This window comes from Orenia metallireducens (genome assembly GCF_003001995.1).
Lineage (GTDB): Bacteria > Bacillota > Halanaerobiia > Halobacteroidales > Halobacteroidaceae > Orenia > Orenia metallireducens_B.
Genome location: NZ_PVNB01000002.1, coordinates 130,815 through 148,304, shown reverse-complemented (window position 1 = coordinate 148,304; position 17,490 = coordinate 130,815). Strand labels below are relative to the sequence as shown.

Annotated in this window: 17 protein-coding genes and 1 pseudogene; all 18 read right to left on the bottom strand. The window is 33.8% G+C overall.

Annotation, left to right across the window (positions count from 1 at the left end):
* Nucleotides 1-88: 88 nt before the first annotated feature.
* On the bottom strand, nucleotides 89-532 hold the full coding sequence (locus BX659_RS19640; protein WP_258176096.1) for an RICIN domain-containing protein: 444 nt from the start codon (nucleotides 530-532) through the stop codon (nucleotides 89-91).
* A pseudogene (locus tag BX659_RS19635) lies at nucleotides 515-2,359 on the bottom strand (rhamnogalacturonan lyase); the annotation flags it as partial. The gene BX659_RS19640 and the pseudogene BX659_RS19635, both read right to left, overlap by 18 nt.
* Nucleotides 2,360-2,773: 414 nt before the next feature.
* Entirely contained in the window at nucleotides 2,774-4,261 is a 1,488-nt protein-coding gene (gene lnt, locus BX659_RS02220; protein WP_106231586.1) for an apolipoprotein N-acyltransferase, read from the bottom strand.
* Between the two features lie 97 nt (nucleotides 4,262-4,358).
* Entirely contained in the window at nucleotides 4,359-4,844 is a 486-nt protein-coding gene (locus BX659_RS02215; RefSeq protein WP_106231585.1) for an ECF transporter S component, read from the bottom strand.
* 214 nt (nucleotides 4,845-5,058) lie between these two features.
* Nucleotides 5,059-5,742 (bottom strand): cell wall hydrolase, encoded by a 684-nt coding sequence (locus tag BX659_RS02210; protein WP_097016194.1) that lies wholly within the window; start codon nucleotides 5,740-5,742, stop codon nucleotides 5,059-5,061.
* Nucleotides 5,743-5,961: 219 nt separating this feature from the next.
* Nucleotides 5,962-6,906 carry an esterase/lipase family protein gene (locus tag BX659_RS02205; protein ID WP_106231583.1) on the bottom strand — a complete coding sequence of 315 codons (945 nt, stop codon included), beginning with the start codon at nucleotides 6,904-6,906 and terminating at the stop codon, nucleotides 5,962-5,964.
* Nucleotides 6,907-7,010: 104 nt separating this feature from the next.
* Nucleotides 7,011-7,997, bottom strand: coding sequence for an SDR family oxidoreductase (locus BX659_RS02200; protein ID WP_258176092.1), 987 nt, complete (start codon nucleotides 7,995-7,997; stop codon nucleotides 7,011-7,013).
* Nucleotides 7,998-8,018: 21 nt separating this feature from the next.
* Nucleotides 8,019-8,936: a Gfo/Idh/MocA family protein gene (locus BX659_RS02195; RefSeq protein ID WP_106231580.1), complete on the bottom strand. Its 918-nt coding sequence runs from the start codon at nucleotides 8,934-8,936 to the stop codon at nucleotides 8,019-8,021.
* 342 nt (nucleotides 8,937-9,278) lie between these two features.
* Nucleotides 9,279-10,157 (bottom strand): L-serine ammonia-lyase, iron-sulfur-dependent, subunit alpha, encoded by an 879-nt coding sequence (gene sdaAA / locus BX659_RS02190; protein ID WP_097016190.1) that lies wholly within the window; start codon nucleotides 10,155-10,157, stop codon nucleotides 9,279-9,281.
* A gap of 12 nt (nucleotides 10,158-10,169) precedes the next feature.
* On the bottom strand, nucleotides 10,170-10,841 hold the full coding sequence (gene sdaAB, locus BX659_RS02185) for an L-serine ammonia-lyase, iron-sulfur-dependent subunit beta (protein ID WP_097016189.1): 672 nt from the start codon (nucleotides 10,839-10,841) through the stop codon (nucleotides 10,170-10,172).
* Nucleotides 10,842-10,974: 133 nt separating this feature from the next.
* A complete protein-coding gene (locus BX659_RS02180) occupies nucleotides 10,975-11,739 on the bottom strand; it encodes an exodeoxyribonuclease III (protein ID WP_097016188.1) in 765 nt (254 codons plus the stop codon).
* A gap of 170 nt (nucleotides 11,740-11,909) precedes the next feature.
* Nucleotides 11,910-12,650, bottom strand: a complete 741-nt coding sequence (locus BX659_RS02175; protein WP_097016187.1) for an NADPH-dependent oxidoreductase — start codon at nucleotides 12,648-12,650, stop codon at nucleotides 11,910-11,912.
* Between the two features lie 19 nt (nucleotides 12,651-12,669).
* A complete protein-coding gene (gene dusA, locus BX659_RS02170) occupies nucleotides 12,670-13,728 on the bottom strand; it encodes a tRNA dihydrouridine(20/20a) synthase DusA (RefSeq protein ID WP_106231579.1) in 1,059 nt (352 codons plus the stop codon).
* Between the two features lie 116 nt (nucleotides 13,729-13,844).
* On the bottom strand, nucleotides 13,845-13,982 hold the full coding sequence (locus BX659_RS18900) for a hypothetical protein (protein ID WP_172431788.1): 138 nt from the start codon (nucleotides 13,980-13,982) through the stop codon (nucleotides 13,845-13,847).
* Nucleotides 13,983-14,031: 49 nt separating this feature from the next.
* Nucleotides 14,032-14,340: a DUF5412 family protein gene (locus BX659_RS02165; RefSeq protein WP_106231577.1), complete on the bottom strand. Its 309-nt coding sequence runs from the start codon at nucleotides 14,338-14,340 to the stop codon at nucleotides 14,032-14,034.
* Nucleotides 14,341-14,442: 102 nt separating this feature from the next.
* A complete protein-coding gene (locus tag BX659_RS02160; protein ID WP_106231576.1) occupies nucleotides 14,443-14,976 on the bottom strand; it encodes a hypothetical protein in 534 nt (177 codons plus the stop codon).
* Between the two features lie 157 nt (nucleotides 14,977-15,133).
* Entirely contained in the window at nucleotides 15,134-15,847 is a 714-nt protein-coding gene (gene ric / locus BX659_RS02155; RefSeq protein ID WP_097016183.1) for an iron-sulfur cluster repair di-iron protein, read from the bottom strand.
* Between the two features lie 138 nt (nucleotides 15,848-15,985).
* Entirely contained in the window at nucleotides 15,986-17,215 is a 1,230-nt protein-coding gene (locus BX659_RS02150) for an FprA family A-type flavoprotein (protein WP_097016182.1), read from the bottom strand.
* Nucleotides 17,216-17,490 lie beyond the last annotated feature (275 nt).

The following is a 17,490-nucleotide window of genomic DNA, read 5'->3' as shown; positions in this document are numbered from 1 at the left end:
TAAAAAGATCGGAAGTAAAAACTTCCGATCTTTTTATGAACTATTAATGATATATTCTTTTACTATTATTTATATAAAATCAACATTATCACTGCTTATACAGCTTCCATTGTTGGTTGTAATGACTACTAACGCTCCATTGCTTTAATGAAGCACCATCAGTAGTTGTTCCAGCACCATCTAACATCATTCCACTATAACGATTTTTAAACTGATAATAGCCATTGCCTAAGTTGATAATCTCCCATTGCTGATTATAGGATGGGCTGCTACTCCACTGGCTTGCAATAGAACCATTAGCCGTCTGTCCCATCCCATCTAAAAATAGACCAGTGCTACGATTTTTTAGCTTATAGTATGGCCCAGTGGCATGAATAACCTCCCACTGTTGATTAAAACTAATACTACCACTATATTGACCGACATCACTACCATCTGTAGTTCTTCCCATACCATCAATATACATATTTGATACATTACGGTTTTCTATCTTGTAATAACCCTCAAAATCTACTAAATAAATATCTGGCATTGTTGGGGTGCTCATGCCTTGACCTAAATAATAATCAGGATGGGGAGGTTGATTATAACCAACATTCTGCCAGGCAATACTGAGTCTATATTTACGATTATGCATTAAGGTATAGATACGATGATTAGTTAAAGCAGTTGTTGTAATGATATTAAGTTTAGTATTATCTGCTGTTCTGATCAGGATTTCTTCTCTCCAATCACCTAATATATCTGCACTTAGACATGGGTTAGCTTTTGTTCCATTATTTTTAGCACCATTATAAGGACTAAGATATAGGGTCTTTAGTCTATTTGATCTTCCGTTATTATAATCCCATTTATCAAGCTTATCACCATCAAGTAATTCTCTTAATAGATCTCCATCCCACCAGATTCCAAAATTTATAGAAGCAGGCATTGATGAAGTAATCTTTGATCCTGTTACAGAATAGACACCTCCACTTGCAGATGACCATAATTCATAACCTTTATAACGGGGGTCAATATCTGAAGCCATCCCACGCCCAACATCTGAAGAAGCTGGCAAACTGAATATAGTTAATCCAGTTGCTGCATCACGTAAAGCTGAATCTGGATGTTCTTCATGTACCTGCCATATCTCATAGCCATCGCGATCAGGATTCATATCACTTAGATGTAGGGCATCTCCATGTCCAGATCCTGTTGAATATAATCCGGTGCCATCATCATCTATAGCTGCTGATCCATAAATAATCTCATCTCTTCCATCAAAGTCAACATCACATACACTTATGTCATGATCACCTTGGCCATAGTAAGCTGGATTATTATTTGAATCAAAGGTCCAGCGCTTTGTCAGCTGACCATCTCTCCAATCCCAAGCTACTAATACCATTCTTGTGTAATAACCTCTAGCCATAACAAGACTTGGTCTCTGACCATCAAGATAAGCTGGTGTTGCTAGAAAACGATCTACTCTATTACCATAGCTATCTCCCCAGTCAGATACAGTTCCTCTTGCTGGTAAATAATCAGTTGTTACTAAAGCCTTTCCACTAATACCTTCAAATATAGTTAGATACTCAGGACCCTCTAAAATTCGTCCTGCTGAATTTCTATAATCTCTACTAGAGTCTCCAATAACATTACCTTCACCGTCAACTGTCCCATCTGCTGTTTTACAAGCCACCTCTGCCCTACCATTGCCATCTAGATCATATACTATAAATTGGGTATAATGAGCACCTGCTCAAATATTTCTTCCCAAATCAATTCTCCATAGCTGCTCACCTTCCAAGGTATATGCATCTAGATATACATTTCCTGTATAGCCATTTTGTGAGTTATCTTTAGAATTAGATGGATCCCATTTAATAACAACCTCATAATCTCCATCACCATCAAGATCACCTACACTAGCATCATTAGCACTATAAGTATATGAAACTCCATCAGGAGTTGTCCCGTCTGCTGGAATATTTAGAGGAATAGACATATAATCTGCTCCCCAAACAGATACTTCCGCTGATCTAGGCTGCTCAACACCATCGACAACGGCACTTACAGAATAAGTTGAGCTAGTAGTGCCACTTGTGTCAAGATAATTAGTGCTAGAAGTAATAGGAGTAGAATTAAGCTTTGTGCTACCCCGGTATAAATTATAGCCAACATCCATCGACTCTATACCTAACATACGCCACCCTACATAGACACCATTATCTACTTTTACAGCCACAGCCCCACGATCTAATCTTTCCATCTGAACACTGGCTGCGGCTACTACTGTATACATAAAGACTACTGCAGTACAAATCATCAAGACAGACATCATTAACCTTAAATTGATCCCTTCTCTTCTTCTCATTCTTAGCCTCCTAAAATTTAGTATTTATTTAATCAGTCTTATACAAAATATTTGGAGTTAGATATTCAAAATTATTAAATGGATCAGATATAAACAGTATTAAAGATAATTGAACTTGTAAGTATTACAGTAATAGCTACTATGATTATAATATGTAGAGCAATTTTCATAATATTCTGTATAAATACTGTAACTTTGATTTTTCCTCTAATAATCTTTATCATTATCTATTTTATGATTTGTATATAAATCGCCATGTTTATAGAATAAATTTCTAATATATATAAATAATTACTTTTTTATATTATATCATAATAATACTCTAAAATAAACAGAGACTAAAATACTCTTCTTAGCACCTCTATAATTTACAAATTACACCATAAGAAAAAGAGTAGCGATAATCGCTACTCTTTAATTATTTTTAGAATTATTTATATTTTTAAAGAAATTAATCTTATTTCTGTTATGAATAATCAATAATGATACTGTTACAATTAAATTAAGCCATCCAAAAACATCTCCAAACTTATCATAAAAGGTCTCTTTACGTTCAGAGATAGGTAGATTAAAGGTAAAAGTTTTTGTTTTAAATATCTTGGTTCTTGCTAAAATTTCACCTCGTTGACTTATTACCCCACTAATTCCTGTATTACCAACCTTAACTACAGGTGTTCTATGCTCTACTGCTCTAAAGATAGCTGCTTGTAGAACCTGTAAAGAGGCATGACTCTTACCAAACCAAGCTTCATTAGAGATGTTAATCATAAAGTCATTCTGTTGATATAGTTTTCTAATGTAAAAAGGATTTAGTATCTCTGAGCAAATAGGACTAATCCAAGTAACTCCCTTTAAATTAAAAGCAACTAATTTATTACCTGGAGTAATATGATTTAAGGTTGTTTCAATGATATCTGGTATTAATTTAGGAAAAGGTACATATTCGCCCCAAGGAACAAGCTTGACCTTACTATAACGTTGAACTATATCCCGATTACTATCCACTAGAAAGGCACTATTTAGATAATGACCATTCTCCCTAATATGACCACCGATAAAGAGTGGGTTGTCTCGGTAAAAGGCATAAGGAAACTTTCTATCCTCATAATACCCTCTTAAAATAGCTGTTTCTGGCCAAATCATTAAATCTGGGTCTCCTTTTGCCAATTCCTGTGAGGTTAAGTTCAATATCTTATTAATAACCTCCCCTTGCTTATCCCTGCTTAATTTCATCTCTTGGGGGATATTAGGCTGCATAACCCCTACTGTAAACTCTTTTTTAGCCACTACCTCTTGTTTTAAGGTAGTATTACCATAAGTAAATAAGAGAGCAAAAATCAGAGCTGCTGTAAGTAAATATTTAATCTTTCTCTCTTTTAAAGCTACATAAAGAAGAGTATTAACAAGACTGATGATAAAAGTAACTAGATATACCCCACCATACTGGGCTAATTGAATCAGCTGAGGGATAAAAGCCTGTGAATAACCTAAAAAAGCAAATAAGAACTGAAATGAAAAGACAGTCCTTAAAAACTCTACTCCAGTCCAGACTAGAGGTGTAATAATTAGTATAGATATCTTGCCTTTGAGACTATTTAAGAGCAGAGCAAATAACCCAAAATAAAGACTAACAATCGCTATTGCAACAACAAAGATCAATGTAGAGACTATCAAAGGATAGTCACTAAAGTTGGCTACAGAGATTAATAGCCAATAGCTGCTGATAGCCAAGAAGACCATTCCAGTTGTCCAACCTAATTTAAAGGAAGCCTTTCCTTTATTATTCTCTAAAGCAAATAAAAGTGGAATCAATCCTACCCAAGCTAGTAAAGCTAAGCTAGGAAATTTAAAAGGGATTCCTAATAGTATTCCTGCAAAGATAGCTAATAAATAATTCTCCATATCATTCTTCCTCTCTAATCAAATCTATAAGTTAAACCAGATATTAATAAGGCTACAGGTTAAAGCCTGTAGCTGAAAATAAGTCTTTATAAACAAATTAATTCTCTTTAATAATATCACTAAGATTAATAGCTCTGACTATAGATAATGCCAATAATCCTCCTGCTAAAGCTGTAAGTAATTGAGGAATTTGCATTACAGTAGCTATCTTAGGTGGTACATTTACTAAGAAGTTGACAGCTGAAGCCAACACCCCATATTTACTCAAAGCAGCTAGTCCAACCCCTAGGTATTTATTCTTCTTAGCTAAGAAATGATAGATTAAGACCCATAATAGATTACCGATAATAATAAAGGGAATCATTACTGCCAAAGGTGGTGGTAAGATACCTCTTAACAGAGCTATCCATGGAGTAAGAGCTCCGATTAATAGACCACTCTCTAAACCGACCAATATTGTAGCCAATAATAACATCATATTGACCAAAGGACCTGTTACATAAAGAGGAAATCCTAAGGCCTGAACTACCAAAGTCAAGGCTAATAAGATTGCTGTTCTAGTCAACCATTTCGTATATCTCACCTTAATAACCTCCCTTCCAAAATATTTAAATAGTAAAACCTAAATTAAACAATAATTAAACAATTTACTTATCTTATAATTCTTGAATTGAACCCATTCTCCTCTTTTAATCGATTATTTTAATAATTAATCTCAATTATTATCAGCTATAGCTGATAATAATGTATATGTAAAAGAGCACCCTTTACTTAGGATGCCCTCTTTTTATAAATTTTTACTTCTTTAAATCAGCAAAGATATGGTTTCCAATTGTAATTTTTGGAGTAGTATTTTCAAAAATCCAGCTAGCAGTAGCTTTAACAGGATTATAATAGTATAAAGCCCCACCAGTGGGATCCCACCCTTTAAGAGCGTAATCTACTGCCTGATATGCTGTCTTATCAGGAGTTAAATGAATCTGTCCATCTAATACAGCAGAGAAGGCATAGGCTCTACCACCTGGTCTTTCCAAAATAACACCTTCCACTGTATTAGGGAACTCAGAGCTTAATACTCTATTGATAATAACAGCTGCTACTGCAACCTGACCTTCAAAGGGTTCACCTCTAGACTCAGAATAAACCCCTTTAGCCAACCAATCAAAGTCCTCTGCTGTCACATCCAAACGTTGGGCTGAAGAAGAGCCATTTTGGATGTTAGGTTCTTCTTGAACAGCAGACTGGTATGAGTCATCTAAAACCTCGGAAGCATCATCCTTCTTTGATAAAAAGGAGAAAAAGAATAACATCAGTAAGCCTTTAAAGACAGACATAATCCCTTTGTTACCTGTTAATCCTGCCAAGCCCCCTTCGGCAGCAAAAACAGGACTAATCAGGACAAAGCCTGATAGCATTGGGAAGATTAAAGTGAATATGAGTATATATATAATTAGATTATTATATTTTTTTCTTTTCTGCATGGCTCTAACCCTTTCTAAGTAGCTAATTTTATTTTAAATTCTCTTTACTAGAGCTAATAGTAGATTAAATGTAGATTATAATTAAGTTTAAAATTAAGATTAAGTAGTTATACAAGAGATTAAATACTCTGCTTAAACTTAACCTTAGACTTAAGTCACTCTTATATTTTCTCTTATTTTAAAGGAATTTGCAAAGGTAATTCTTTGTAAAGTTAGCAATTAGAATTCTTCTCTGCCCTTCTCATTAGCTGTAAAATTAGTTAAGGTCCAGGCTATTCCTCTAAAAGTACCTTGATGAAATAATAGTTCCATATGAGTAGCATCAACAGCCAATCTAAATCCAAAATTAGGAGTATCAAAATAGCTAATATTAAAATTATCACCTACAGCACTCTTCCATTCTCCATAAGGTATTGAAGAAGCTATACTTACAAAACCAGCTCCTGCTGAATCAGTAGCATCAGGATCTGTTTCTAAATTAAAGGGCATACTCTTATCTATCCCCCCTACAACCCCCCACAGTTTAGCGGAGTTGTCCAAACTTAATTTTTGCCAATCTTTATTGAGTTTGTTCAAAAATAAGCTACCTTCCTTTAAATCTACCAGCTGCCCTACAAGCTCTACAGAGGTCTTGACCCCTTCATTAGGAGTTCCTACTGTTAATATTTTATGGACTGAATCCCAATTATTTTGGCTTAAGGTCATATACCTTCTAGAAACAAGACCTCCCATACTATGAGCTACAATAATCACCTTATCTTTACCAGTTAAATCCTTAATTAGATTCACCATCTTCTCAACCCTTAAAGCATATAAGTCCAAATTCCCTCTAAGGGCTTCTTCCATAGGATTTAAAGTATAATAGGATATCCCCCAGATGGTATAATCCTTCTTCTTCCCATCATAATTATGATAAATCTTATCCTCTGCTATAAATCTCATCTCATAATAATCAGGATCAATAGCCTCCATACTCTGCTTCCAATAGTCTATATTAGCACCTATCCCATGGATAAAGATTAGAGGATAATCAACAACCTTATTTTTGCTATAGAGTTCTTGCCAGAACTTCTTGCTGGAATAATCATAGTCTCCTTGTGCCAATAGATTATTAGAAAATAGCATTAACAGGGCTATAAAAATTAGAAATACTCTTTTAAACATAAGTTTTTTCTCCTTATTCTCAAGCTTTTATTTAATCATACCACAAAAAGAAAAAGAAACCTAAAACAATTATTCCCACTAGGTTTCTTAGAAATTATTTTAAATTAGATGGTCTTATGCTTAGTTAAGATAAAATCAATTTTGTCCATCGAATGATTAAAATCATTGTTATTATCTTTTAAGTACCATTGATAGGCCCTGCTTAACCCTTGCTTTAAAGTAGTCTTAGGGATATATAAATTATCCTCTTTCAATCTAGTTATACTTAGTAAAAAGGTGATATTTCTAAAGGGAAAGAAGTTCTTGGATACTAGATTAAATTCCTTTCTGGTAGCCTTATCAACCTCTACTAGCTCTACCTCTTTACCGACCACCTCCATAGCTGTAGTTAAGAGCTTCTTCCAAGTAATAGTTCTATCATTAGTAAGATTATAAGCTTTACCTAAAGCATCTTCAGAAATAGCTCCACTGACAAAACTCTTTACCAGATCACCGATATAGACAAACTGTACCTCCTGTTCTCCTGCTGGAATAGGTATTGCCAATCCCTCTCTAATCCTATCAAAAAAGTAAGCTTCACGATATAGATTATTACCTTCACCATAGATATAGGTGGGTCTAAAGATAGTAATTGGAAAGCCTTCCTGATGATATAAATCAAATAGGTAGTCTTCAGCGAGTGCCTTATCTAAGCCATAGCTTCCCCAATGGGGGTTTCTTCCTCTTGGAAAATCTTCAGAGCTAACCCCTTTATTGGGTAGATAGACAGCTCCAGAACTACAGAAAAGATACCTCTTTAAATCATCCCTCTTAACTACTTTGACCAGTTTGGCTACATCTTCTTTAGTATAAGCAGTGATATCAAAGATATAGTTATAAGACCTATCTCCCAACTCCCTTTGTAGCTCCTCTACTGAATGCCTATCCCCTTGTAAGTGCTCTCTAATCCCTTCATAGTCGACCTCTCTTCTACCACGGGTAAAGATATCTACAGTATATCCTAAGGAGATTAAATACTTAGCTATTGCTTTACTGACAAACTCTGTTCCTCCCATAACTAAAGCATCCTTCACTTTATCACATCCTAACATAATTTTCTTCTACTTGCTTTATCATTCCTTACTAATCTCTTCCTCAATCTTCTCTATAATCTCTTCACAAAGCTTATGGGTTACTAATGCGTCATCAAGAAGCTGATCAATTGCTATATCCTCCTGCACTACCTTGATAAATTCATCGACTATATTTACAAATCCTCTATTATATAGAGTAGGGTGCCAACTAGCACTTCTACTTATTCTCTCTTCTCCCCCTTGATAGTCAACTCTCTCTACCAAGTCTTTAATTATAGCCTTTCTTTTTTTACCGATTACTTGGAGTATTTCTTGATTAACTCCACTGTCCCTATTCATTATTCCAATAGCAGTCAACCTTTCTCCCTTAAGTTTAATTACTAACTGCTTTAATAGCTCTCCATCTAAAATAGCATCTATCATCAAATCTGCTAACTGCCCCTCAGCTAGAAAACGAATGGTATCAATTACATGAATAAAATCATCATAGATAGCTATTTTAAAGTTTTGGGGGTTATTTAACCTATTCTTCTCTAATAAAATAGTTTCAGCTGTAAACTCCCTCTTTAACTGTTGGTACATTGGTACAAATCTACGATTAAAACCGACCATCAACTTTAAATTATTCTCCTTTGCCAATTCTACCATTCTCTTGGACTCTGCTAAAGAGTAAGAGATAGGCTTGTCCACATAAACATGGACACCATGATTTAATAATCTTTCTATAATAGGAACATGAGCTGTAGTAGCCGTATGAACAAAGGCAGCTTCAACTCCAAAGTCTATCAAATCATCGAGGTTGCTGCTCTTATTGCTTATTCTATACTTTTTTGCTAAAGACTCCAACTTCTCTTGGTTGCGGGTAAGAAAAAATAGATCTAACTCCTCTTTAGCAGTAATTACTGGTAGATAAGCCTTCTGGGCAATACTTCCCAAACCAATTACTCCAATCTTCATCTATATCATCCCTTTCTTCAAAGATTACCTTAAGGTTATTATATCTAATTTTAGATATTTTTTAAAGCTAAGTCCTTTAATAATTAATAAAATTCCAGTTATTATCTCAAAATAAAGGGATGCGAAAAATCGCATCCCTTTATTTGTTGATTTATTCTTTTTAGCAGAGGTTATAATCACTGTTTTGCATAATTATACAAAAACATTAATATTGTCTCGAAATATCCGGGGGGTTGCATACAGGGGGATGTATTAATATTCGCATAGCTCTCTGTAAATCTATAAGCTTTGCTAACAAATTTTAGGGTTATAGATAGTTTTAATCTTAAGGTTATATCTTAATTATTTGCTCAATATTTCATCCTTAAGCTTACAACCTGTTGGTGTCACAGCTAATCCTCCTAAAGACGTTTCCTTAAGCTGTGGTGCTAGAGCTTGACCAATCTTCTTCATCGCTATAATCACCTCATCAGCAGGGATATGGCTCTTTATTCCTGCCAAAGCCAACTCTGCTGCCATTAAGGAATTAGTAGCTCCTCCAGCATTTCTTTTGATACAAGGCACTTCCACTAATCCAGCTACTGGATCACAGACTAGACCCAGTACATTCTTTAAAGCAATTGCTACTGCATCAAGTACTTGCTCTTCCTTACCCTCTAACATATAGACAATTGCTCCTGCTGCCATAGCTGCTGCAGAACCACATTCAGCCTGACAACCACCTTCTGCTCCAGAGACAGTTGCCTGCTTGGCTATAATCAACCCTATCCCAGAGGCCACGAATAATCCATCGATAATAGCCTCATCATCAAGGTCTTTAGCTTCTGCTACTGCTAATAATGCCCCAGGTAAGATTCCACAAGAACCAGCTGTAGGGACTGCAACGATTCGGCCCATAGCAGCATTTACTTCTGCTACAGCTATCGCCTTAGCAATTGCTGAACTTAGTAGAGTACCGGTTACAGTAGCTCCTTTCTTCTGAGCTTCAATTAGTAATTTAGCATCACCACCACTTAATCCACTAGTAGATTTGATATCTTCACTTAGGCCTATCTCAACGGATTCTCTCATCACTGTTAAAGCCTTAGCCATCTTAGCTCTGATCTCACCCCTTGATTTATTTGTCAACTCTTGCTCACGACCAATGATTATATCTACTATAGATAATTGCTCTTTTTTAGCTAACTCTATCAATTCCGATAATCTGTTAAAATTATACATGATAACTCCTCCCTAATTAATGGGTCCTATCAATTTAATCTCTTCAACCTCTGTTATCTCCTTGATTTTATCTATAATCTCACCTTCAATCTCCTCATCAACTTCAATGACTGCTGTTGCCAAAGAGCCTTTATACTCCCTTAGTACCTTCATGTAAGCAATGTTTAATTTATAATCCTCTAAGACCTTAGAGATTTTAGCTATTATTCCCGGTTTATCCTGATGAATAGTAAGTAATGTTGGTAGTTCTGCTGTAACTCCCACCTTAATTCCATCAATTTCATTTATGACCACACTCCCTCCACCAATAGATGAAGCGATAATACTAATAACTTTCCCTTTAATATTCTCGATCTCTAGCTTGATAGTATTAGGATGGGCATTATCTAAATCTATAGGAAGAAATTCATACTTTAATCCTCTTGCTTTAGCTAAGGTAAAGGCCTCTTTAATTATTGGATTATCAGTCTTTAAGCCCAATAATCCACCGATAATAGCTTTATCAGTACCATGACCCTGATAAGTCTCTTTAAAGGAGCCATGTAGATATATCTTTACCTGATTGAACTCCTCTCCAATTATCTTTCTGGCCAAATTGCCTATTCGAACAGCTCCAGCAGTATGGGAGCTTGATGGTCCAACCATTACTGGACCAATGATATCAAAAATACTTAGATTACTCATTTTACCACCACTTTTTATGATTTATTATTATTTTAATTGAATTCTTTATATTAACAGTATATCATAAATGCTAAACTTTATTAATCTATTTACAGAAAGAAGAACCCCTTAAATACAAGAGGTTCTTCTTGGATTAGATATTCAATTCTATCATTACTGGGCAATGGTCTGAGCCCATCACCTCAGTTAAAATTCCAGCATCACTTACTTCTTTCATTAAATTTTCACTGACAAAGTGATAATCTATTCTCCACCCTGCATCCCTCTCTCTAGCTCTAGTTCTATAACTCCACCAAGAGTATTTCACCTTATCGGGATAAAAGCTTCTATAGGTATCCACATAGCCATGGTCTATCAACTTATCTAGCCAAGCTCTTTCTTCAGGTAAGAATCCAGACTTATCCTCATTATCCTTTGGATTCTTCAAATCTATCTCAGTATGGGCAATATTATAGTCACCACAGATAACTAATCTCTTACCATTCTTCTTTAATTCTTCACAATATTCAAGGATAGCCTCATGAAAATCAAGCTTATATTGAAGCCTCTTCTTACTACTTCGACCATTGGGGAAGTAGATATTAATCAGAGTAAATTCACTGTACTCTGCTATAATCACCCTTCCTTCTTCATCAAAACGCTCAATTCCAATACCATTACGGACAGATAAAGGCTTCTCTTTACTATAAATAGCTACCCCACTATACCCTTTTCTCTCGCCATAATTAAAATAAGAGTTATATCCATCTATCTCTTTTAACTTGTTGATTAATTGATCTTCCTGTACTCTAATCTCCTGTAAGCAGAGGATATCAGGACCCTCTTCTGCTACCCAATCTAAAAAACCTTTCTTATGCACTGCTCTAATACCATTTACATTCCAAGAATAGATCTTCATTTAAGTTCCTCCTTTATTACCATTAAAGATAGTGTATTGATTATTGATAAAGATTCCTATTTAATATATTCTCTAACTCTACCTCAATTCCTTTATAAAATTATACTTATCTTAATTTATAGAAATAAAAATGGTCTACTTATATAAGTAGACCATTAACTAAAACTATATTATTTTTCGTTTTTAAATCCATGGTCTTTCATAGTAGGATAGACCTTAGGGAAATAGACCTTATTATAAAATTCCATGATATAAGAAGTCCAATTTTTTTCTTGTTCTCTACCAATCTCTTTAAGATAAGTTGCCATCTCCTGATCATAATCATCTATTAAGGCAGGTAGCTTCTCTTTATTATACTCTTCATCATGCCTAAAAGCCTCTTTGGGCATCCGTGGCTTCTTCTTAGATCTATCTGCTGGGTATCCAATTACTAAACCTACCATAGGGTACGCATATTTAGGTAAATTGAATAACTCTATCATCTTTTGAGGGTTGCGACGGATACCTCCAATAGGAACAATCCCTAAACCTAAAGACTCAGCTGCTGTAATTACATTCTGCATAGCTAATCCTATATCGACAGCAGCTACAAGTGAGGATTCTACACTATCTGTAATTACTAACTCTTTATCAACCTTATCTGCTGCTAGCTTGGCCTTATAAAAATCACCTACAAATAAGAAGAAAACTGGTGCCTCAGAAATCCAAGGTTGCCCCCCTGCCAGCTCTGCTACCTTTGTCTTTCTCTCTTTATCCTTCACTACAATTATTGATGGGCTTTGACCATTAATAGAAGTTGGTGCAGATTGAGCAACCTCGATTAGATTGTCAATAATCTCTTCAGAGATATCTTTGTCTAAATAGCTTCTAATACTTCTATGGTCTTTCATTGTTTCTATTGTTTGATTCATTTCCAATCCTCCTTTTAAATTAACTGTTCATTATCAATTCACTTTCTGCTAATGATTCTTTAGGTAAAATTCTTAATGCTTCTTCTAATATGTCTTTTCCACTATAACCCTTTTTCCATGGTGGTGTAATTAAACGCCTCCACTCTTTACTACCTGCCACTCCATAAAATAATCCTAGAGTGTGGCGCAAAGCTTCATAAACATTACCCCCATTATTTTCTATTTTCTCGATATAAGTAATTAATCCTTCTATTACTTCTTTTCTACTAATATTATTGACATCACCATTCTCAAATAATCCATCTATCTCTGTTAAAAGATAAGGATTATCATAGGCTACTCTACCTAACATGACTCCATCTACATAATTAAGATGTTCATTAATTTGAGATAGAGTTTTAATTCCACCATTAATCTCTATATTCAAATAAGGAAAGTCTTTCTTTAACCTATAAACATCTTCATATTTTAAAGGAGGAACATTTCTATTCTCTTTAGCACTTAGCCCAGCTAAGATTGCTATTCTAGCATGAACAGTAAATCTATCAACCTTAGATTTTTCTACTATCTCGATAAATTTGCTCATATCCTCATATTTATCAAAAACAATTTTGGGAGAGTCTTCTGGCAGAATTCCTCTTCCATCAATTCCAATTCTATGTTTAACAGTTACTGGCTTATCGGTAGCCTCTCTTATTGCACTTACCATCTCAGCTACTAACTTGGGATAAGCCATCAACACAGCTCCCATCATATGTCCCGAGACCCGATTAGAAGGACAACCAACATTTAAGTTGATCTCATCATAGTCCCATTTTTCAGCAATCTTAACTGCTTGATAGATTTCTTCTGGATTGGAGCCAGCTACCTGCAAAGCAATAGGTTTTTCGAAATCATCAAACCCTAAAATTATATCCCTATTACCATGAATGATAGCATGAGTAGTTATCATCTCTGTATATAGTAATGACCTTTTAGTCAGTAATCTACAGAAGTATCTAAAGTGTCTAACAGTTCTATCTATCATCGGCGCAATACTGACTTTAGGAGTTTTAACATCAGAAATATATCTTTTCATTAGTTTTACCTCCTACCTTCTGATTACTATTTATTCTGTACATATTAGTAAGATAATACACCAACTTTAGATTCTGTCTAATAATATAAAGGCATATCTTTCAATGGAATAATTACTTAATAATCTAAATAGATTTCTTTATTCTTATTAAGTAGCTCTCTAGTTTCTTCTTCACTTATTCTAGTTGTACATCCAGTTATGCATAGAGAAATTATACTTATTACTAAGATAATTTGAATTATTCTCTTATTCATCAAAAAACACTCCATTAATATCTTTATAAATTTAATTCTAATACTGAATCTAAAAGTAAACATATCTATTTAATTTAATTAGCTGATTATCTATCTCTAATAAATCTTCTCCCACCTTTTTCACTGCAATATTCTTTTGATGATATTTAGTATAGATATTCTTAACTAGTAACAAACCTAAGATTATTTCTTTTTCTTGTCTAATTATGATACCAAAATCTGTGATAGCTCCTCCATTAGTCAAATACACATTGACAATATAATCATCAATCTTTATTTGCTGAACTTTTTTAAAGCTAGGATCATGACCTTCTTCAATAGTAAGAATCATATCATTTAGCAAACTTAAAATAAACATAATCGAGAGAATACTGATTAAGCTAAATACAACTAGATTAAAAACTTTTAAATACTTATTTTTAAAGCTAAAGCTATTTTTAATGATCTTTTATCACACCGATTAATTGCTACTTATACTAACCTTTATCTTTTTAATCTCTTCATAAATCAAATACTCCCACTTATCATTCCAACGATTGTATAATATCAACTCAAAGGGATGCCAGAGACTCACCCAAGCACCGATAAATAATCCTTCTCTTATAATTCTATTAAATAAAGGATTCAAAAAAGCTTTCTTTTCAATAAAAAAGGATACAAATAATGCTAAGACTAAGACTGAAATTCCCTGAGCAGAAGTCTTAATAAACTCTATTTTATGGAATCTATTCTTCTTTTTTACCTCTTTAATCTTATAATCACAATATCTATTAATAGCATCTCTAACCTCTTTTACTGTATAGCTATCTATTTCATCCTCTGGAACAAATATCTTAATATGATATTTCACTGCTTTCCAATCATTATTTAATGTCATATATATCTTCTTCATTCCACTTTCAAATAAGTCTTCTTGTTCTAAAGGGTTCGTCTCTCTTGGAATAAATAGTTCATTAAAATTATTCAGTTTTAGAATAATCTCTTCTTCTTTCATAAGTACCTCCTGATGTAAATGACAATCTCACATAATTGATTATTAATAATAAATTCTTGACACTCTTTTATTCTATAATCTTTAGCTTTATCCTTCAAATTCCAATATTTACATAATAATAAAAGGTGGTAGCAAATTTGCTACCACCTTTTATTATTTAAGAATTAATATTTTTTAGTCTTTCAAATAGAATATTATTCTCTAAATGAATATGCTGGAACAAGTCTTGTTCTATTTCTTCAAACTTATCATAGGTTAGAGCAAAGGTTCTGCAGACACCCTCAGGTAATTGATAGTTATCTGTTAAACTTCTAACCTCCTTTAAGATATCCCCTGCATGGTCATGTTCATCTTCAGTCTCTGCCATTATCTTTAATGCTTTTTCTAATTTTTCCTCTGTTCCTTTAGCTTCATATTCTTTAATTGCTGGGAAGAGCAATTTCTCTTCTTTAATTAAATGCTCCTCAATTTCACCTCTTAATTGATAAAAGAGCTTATGAATTCTTCCTAATAACTCCCCTTCTTTTAAATAATGGGCTTTTAAAATTCTATTTAATAGCTCATTTAATACAGGTAACTCTTCTCTCATAAACTGATGATGAGTGTTAACCACATAATCTATTAAATCAGTCATACTCTCTTGACGCCAATCGATATCCTCTGCTTTACGATCAAACTCACAATAAGCTTGATTTAACTCTTCAATCACCTTCTCTTGTGGTAAATCCCCCTCTTCAAGAGCTGTCTGAAGTGGTCTATCACCACCACAACAAAAATCTATATTATACTTCATAAAAGTTTCAACTGCTTTAGGAAACTCTGCTACAATAGTACCTATTCTATCTTTTATAGTAAATTTATTCTCTTTCATGATATCTCCTCCTTCTTTTAAATTCAGTAATAAGTTATTAGTGACAATTGATGAGCAAAACCTAAAAGAATAAACTTCGTTTTAGAAATATCTTTTAGTTTTACTGATTACTCATCACTCGTTACTTGTCGCTGCAAATTAGGCTAACAATAAATCTCCTACTACATAAGCTGACTCTTTCAGACTTTGGCTTTCAATTTCTCCTGGAGAGAATTTGACTCTAATTGGGAATTTCAAGTCATCTATTCCAGTACTCTTAATAATCAGTGAGCTATCTATTACTTTAATATTACTATCCTCTAGGTAATCATTAATTACCTCTATAGCTTCACCACTCCAACCATAGGAACCAAAAGCAACACCAAATTTATCTGATAAGTCCATCTCTGCTAACTCCTTTAATACCTCTTCAATTCCTCCAACTATATCAGCATATCTAGTTGAGCTTCCAAATAAGATAAGGTCTGAGTTCTCAATCTCCTCTTTAATTTGATTTACATCAGCATTCTTCTTAACATTAATCACTTTAGTAATTATCCCTTTCTCCTCTAATCCTTCACGTAATTCTTTAGCGATAGTTCTGGTATTTCCAGTCATTGTTGAATAGAGAATTAAGGCATTTTTCTCCTCGTTAGTAGGTTTACTCATCCTATCATAGCTATCGATATACTTTTGGGGATTATCCCTTAAGATATATCCATGGGATGGAGCAATAGTCTCTATCTCTAAATTTTCAATCTTCTTAATCATATCTTGCACATAAGGGCGATGAGGATGCATAATCAATTGATAATAAACTTCAAAATCTTCTGTGATATCTTCTGCTGCTAAATCATTGAATAATTTATAGGTTGCTACATGAGTACTGAAAATATCACAAGGATATAGGACTTTATCCTCAATACAGTAGGTAATCATTGTCTCTTCTGTGTGTAGATATGGGGTTTCAAAGAAGATTAACTGCTTTCCTCCAATATCTAGCTTATCTCCATCCTTAACAATTAAAAACTCCCTATCATGTAAACGATACATCTCCTTTAACTCTTTAGCTCCTAATTCAGTAGTTACAATTACTGCATCTTTAGCTTTATTTGTTAATGCAGGCAATCCACCTGAATGGTCTGGCTCTACATGGTTAATTACTATATATTTAATCTCTGCTGGATCAATATGCTCACTTAATTTATCTATAAATATCTTTCCAAAGCTAATATCAACAGTATCAATCACAGTTGGCTTTTCTGTCTTTAATAAATAACTATTATAGGTTGTACCTTTCTCCAAGGTTAAGCGGTGAAAAGGAACCTTTCTATCATCAACATAACCTACCCAATAAGCATTTTCAGCAACCTTAATCTCTTTAGTCATCTTTATCTCCTCCTAATTTATAATTAAGTTTTGGTTATCTCTTTTCCTTAAGCTCAACTTAATTATAGGATAAGTAGGAGAAGAAAGATGTGATTGTAATCAAATTTAAGGGAAAAGTTAAATTAATACCTCTTATGAATATAAAAACTCCAAGACAGTCAAATTTCTTGGAGTTTTTATATAAGCTTATTATTTTAACTGATTTAATTTAATAACTTTAGTTCTAAGATTGAACAGAATATTTCTTAAACTTACTTAGTTTTGATTCTGATTTT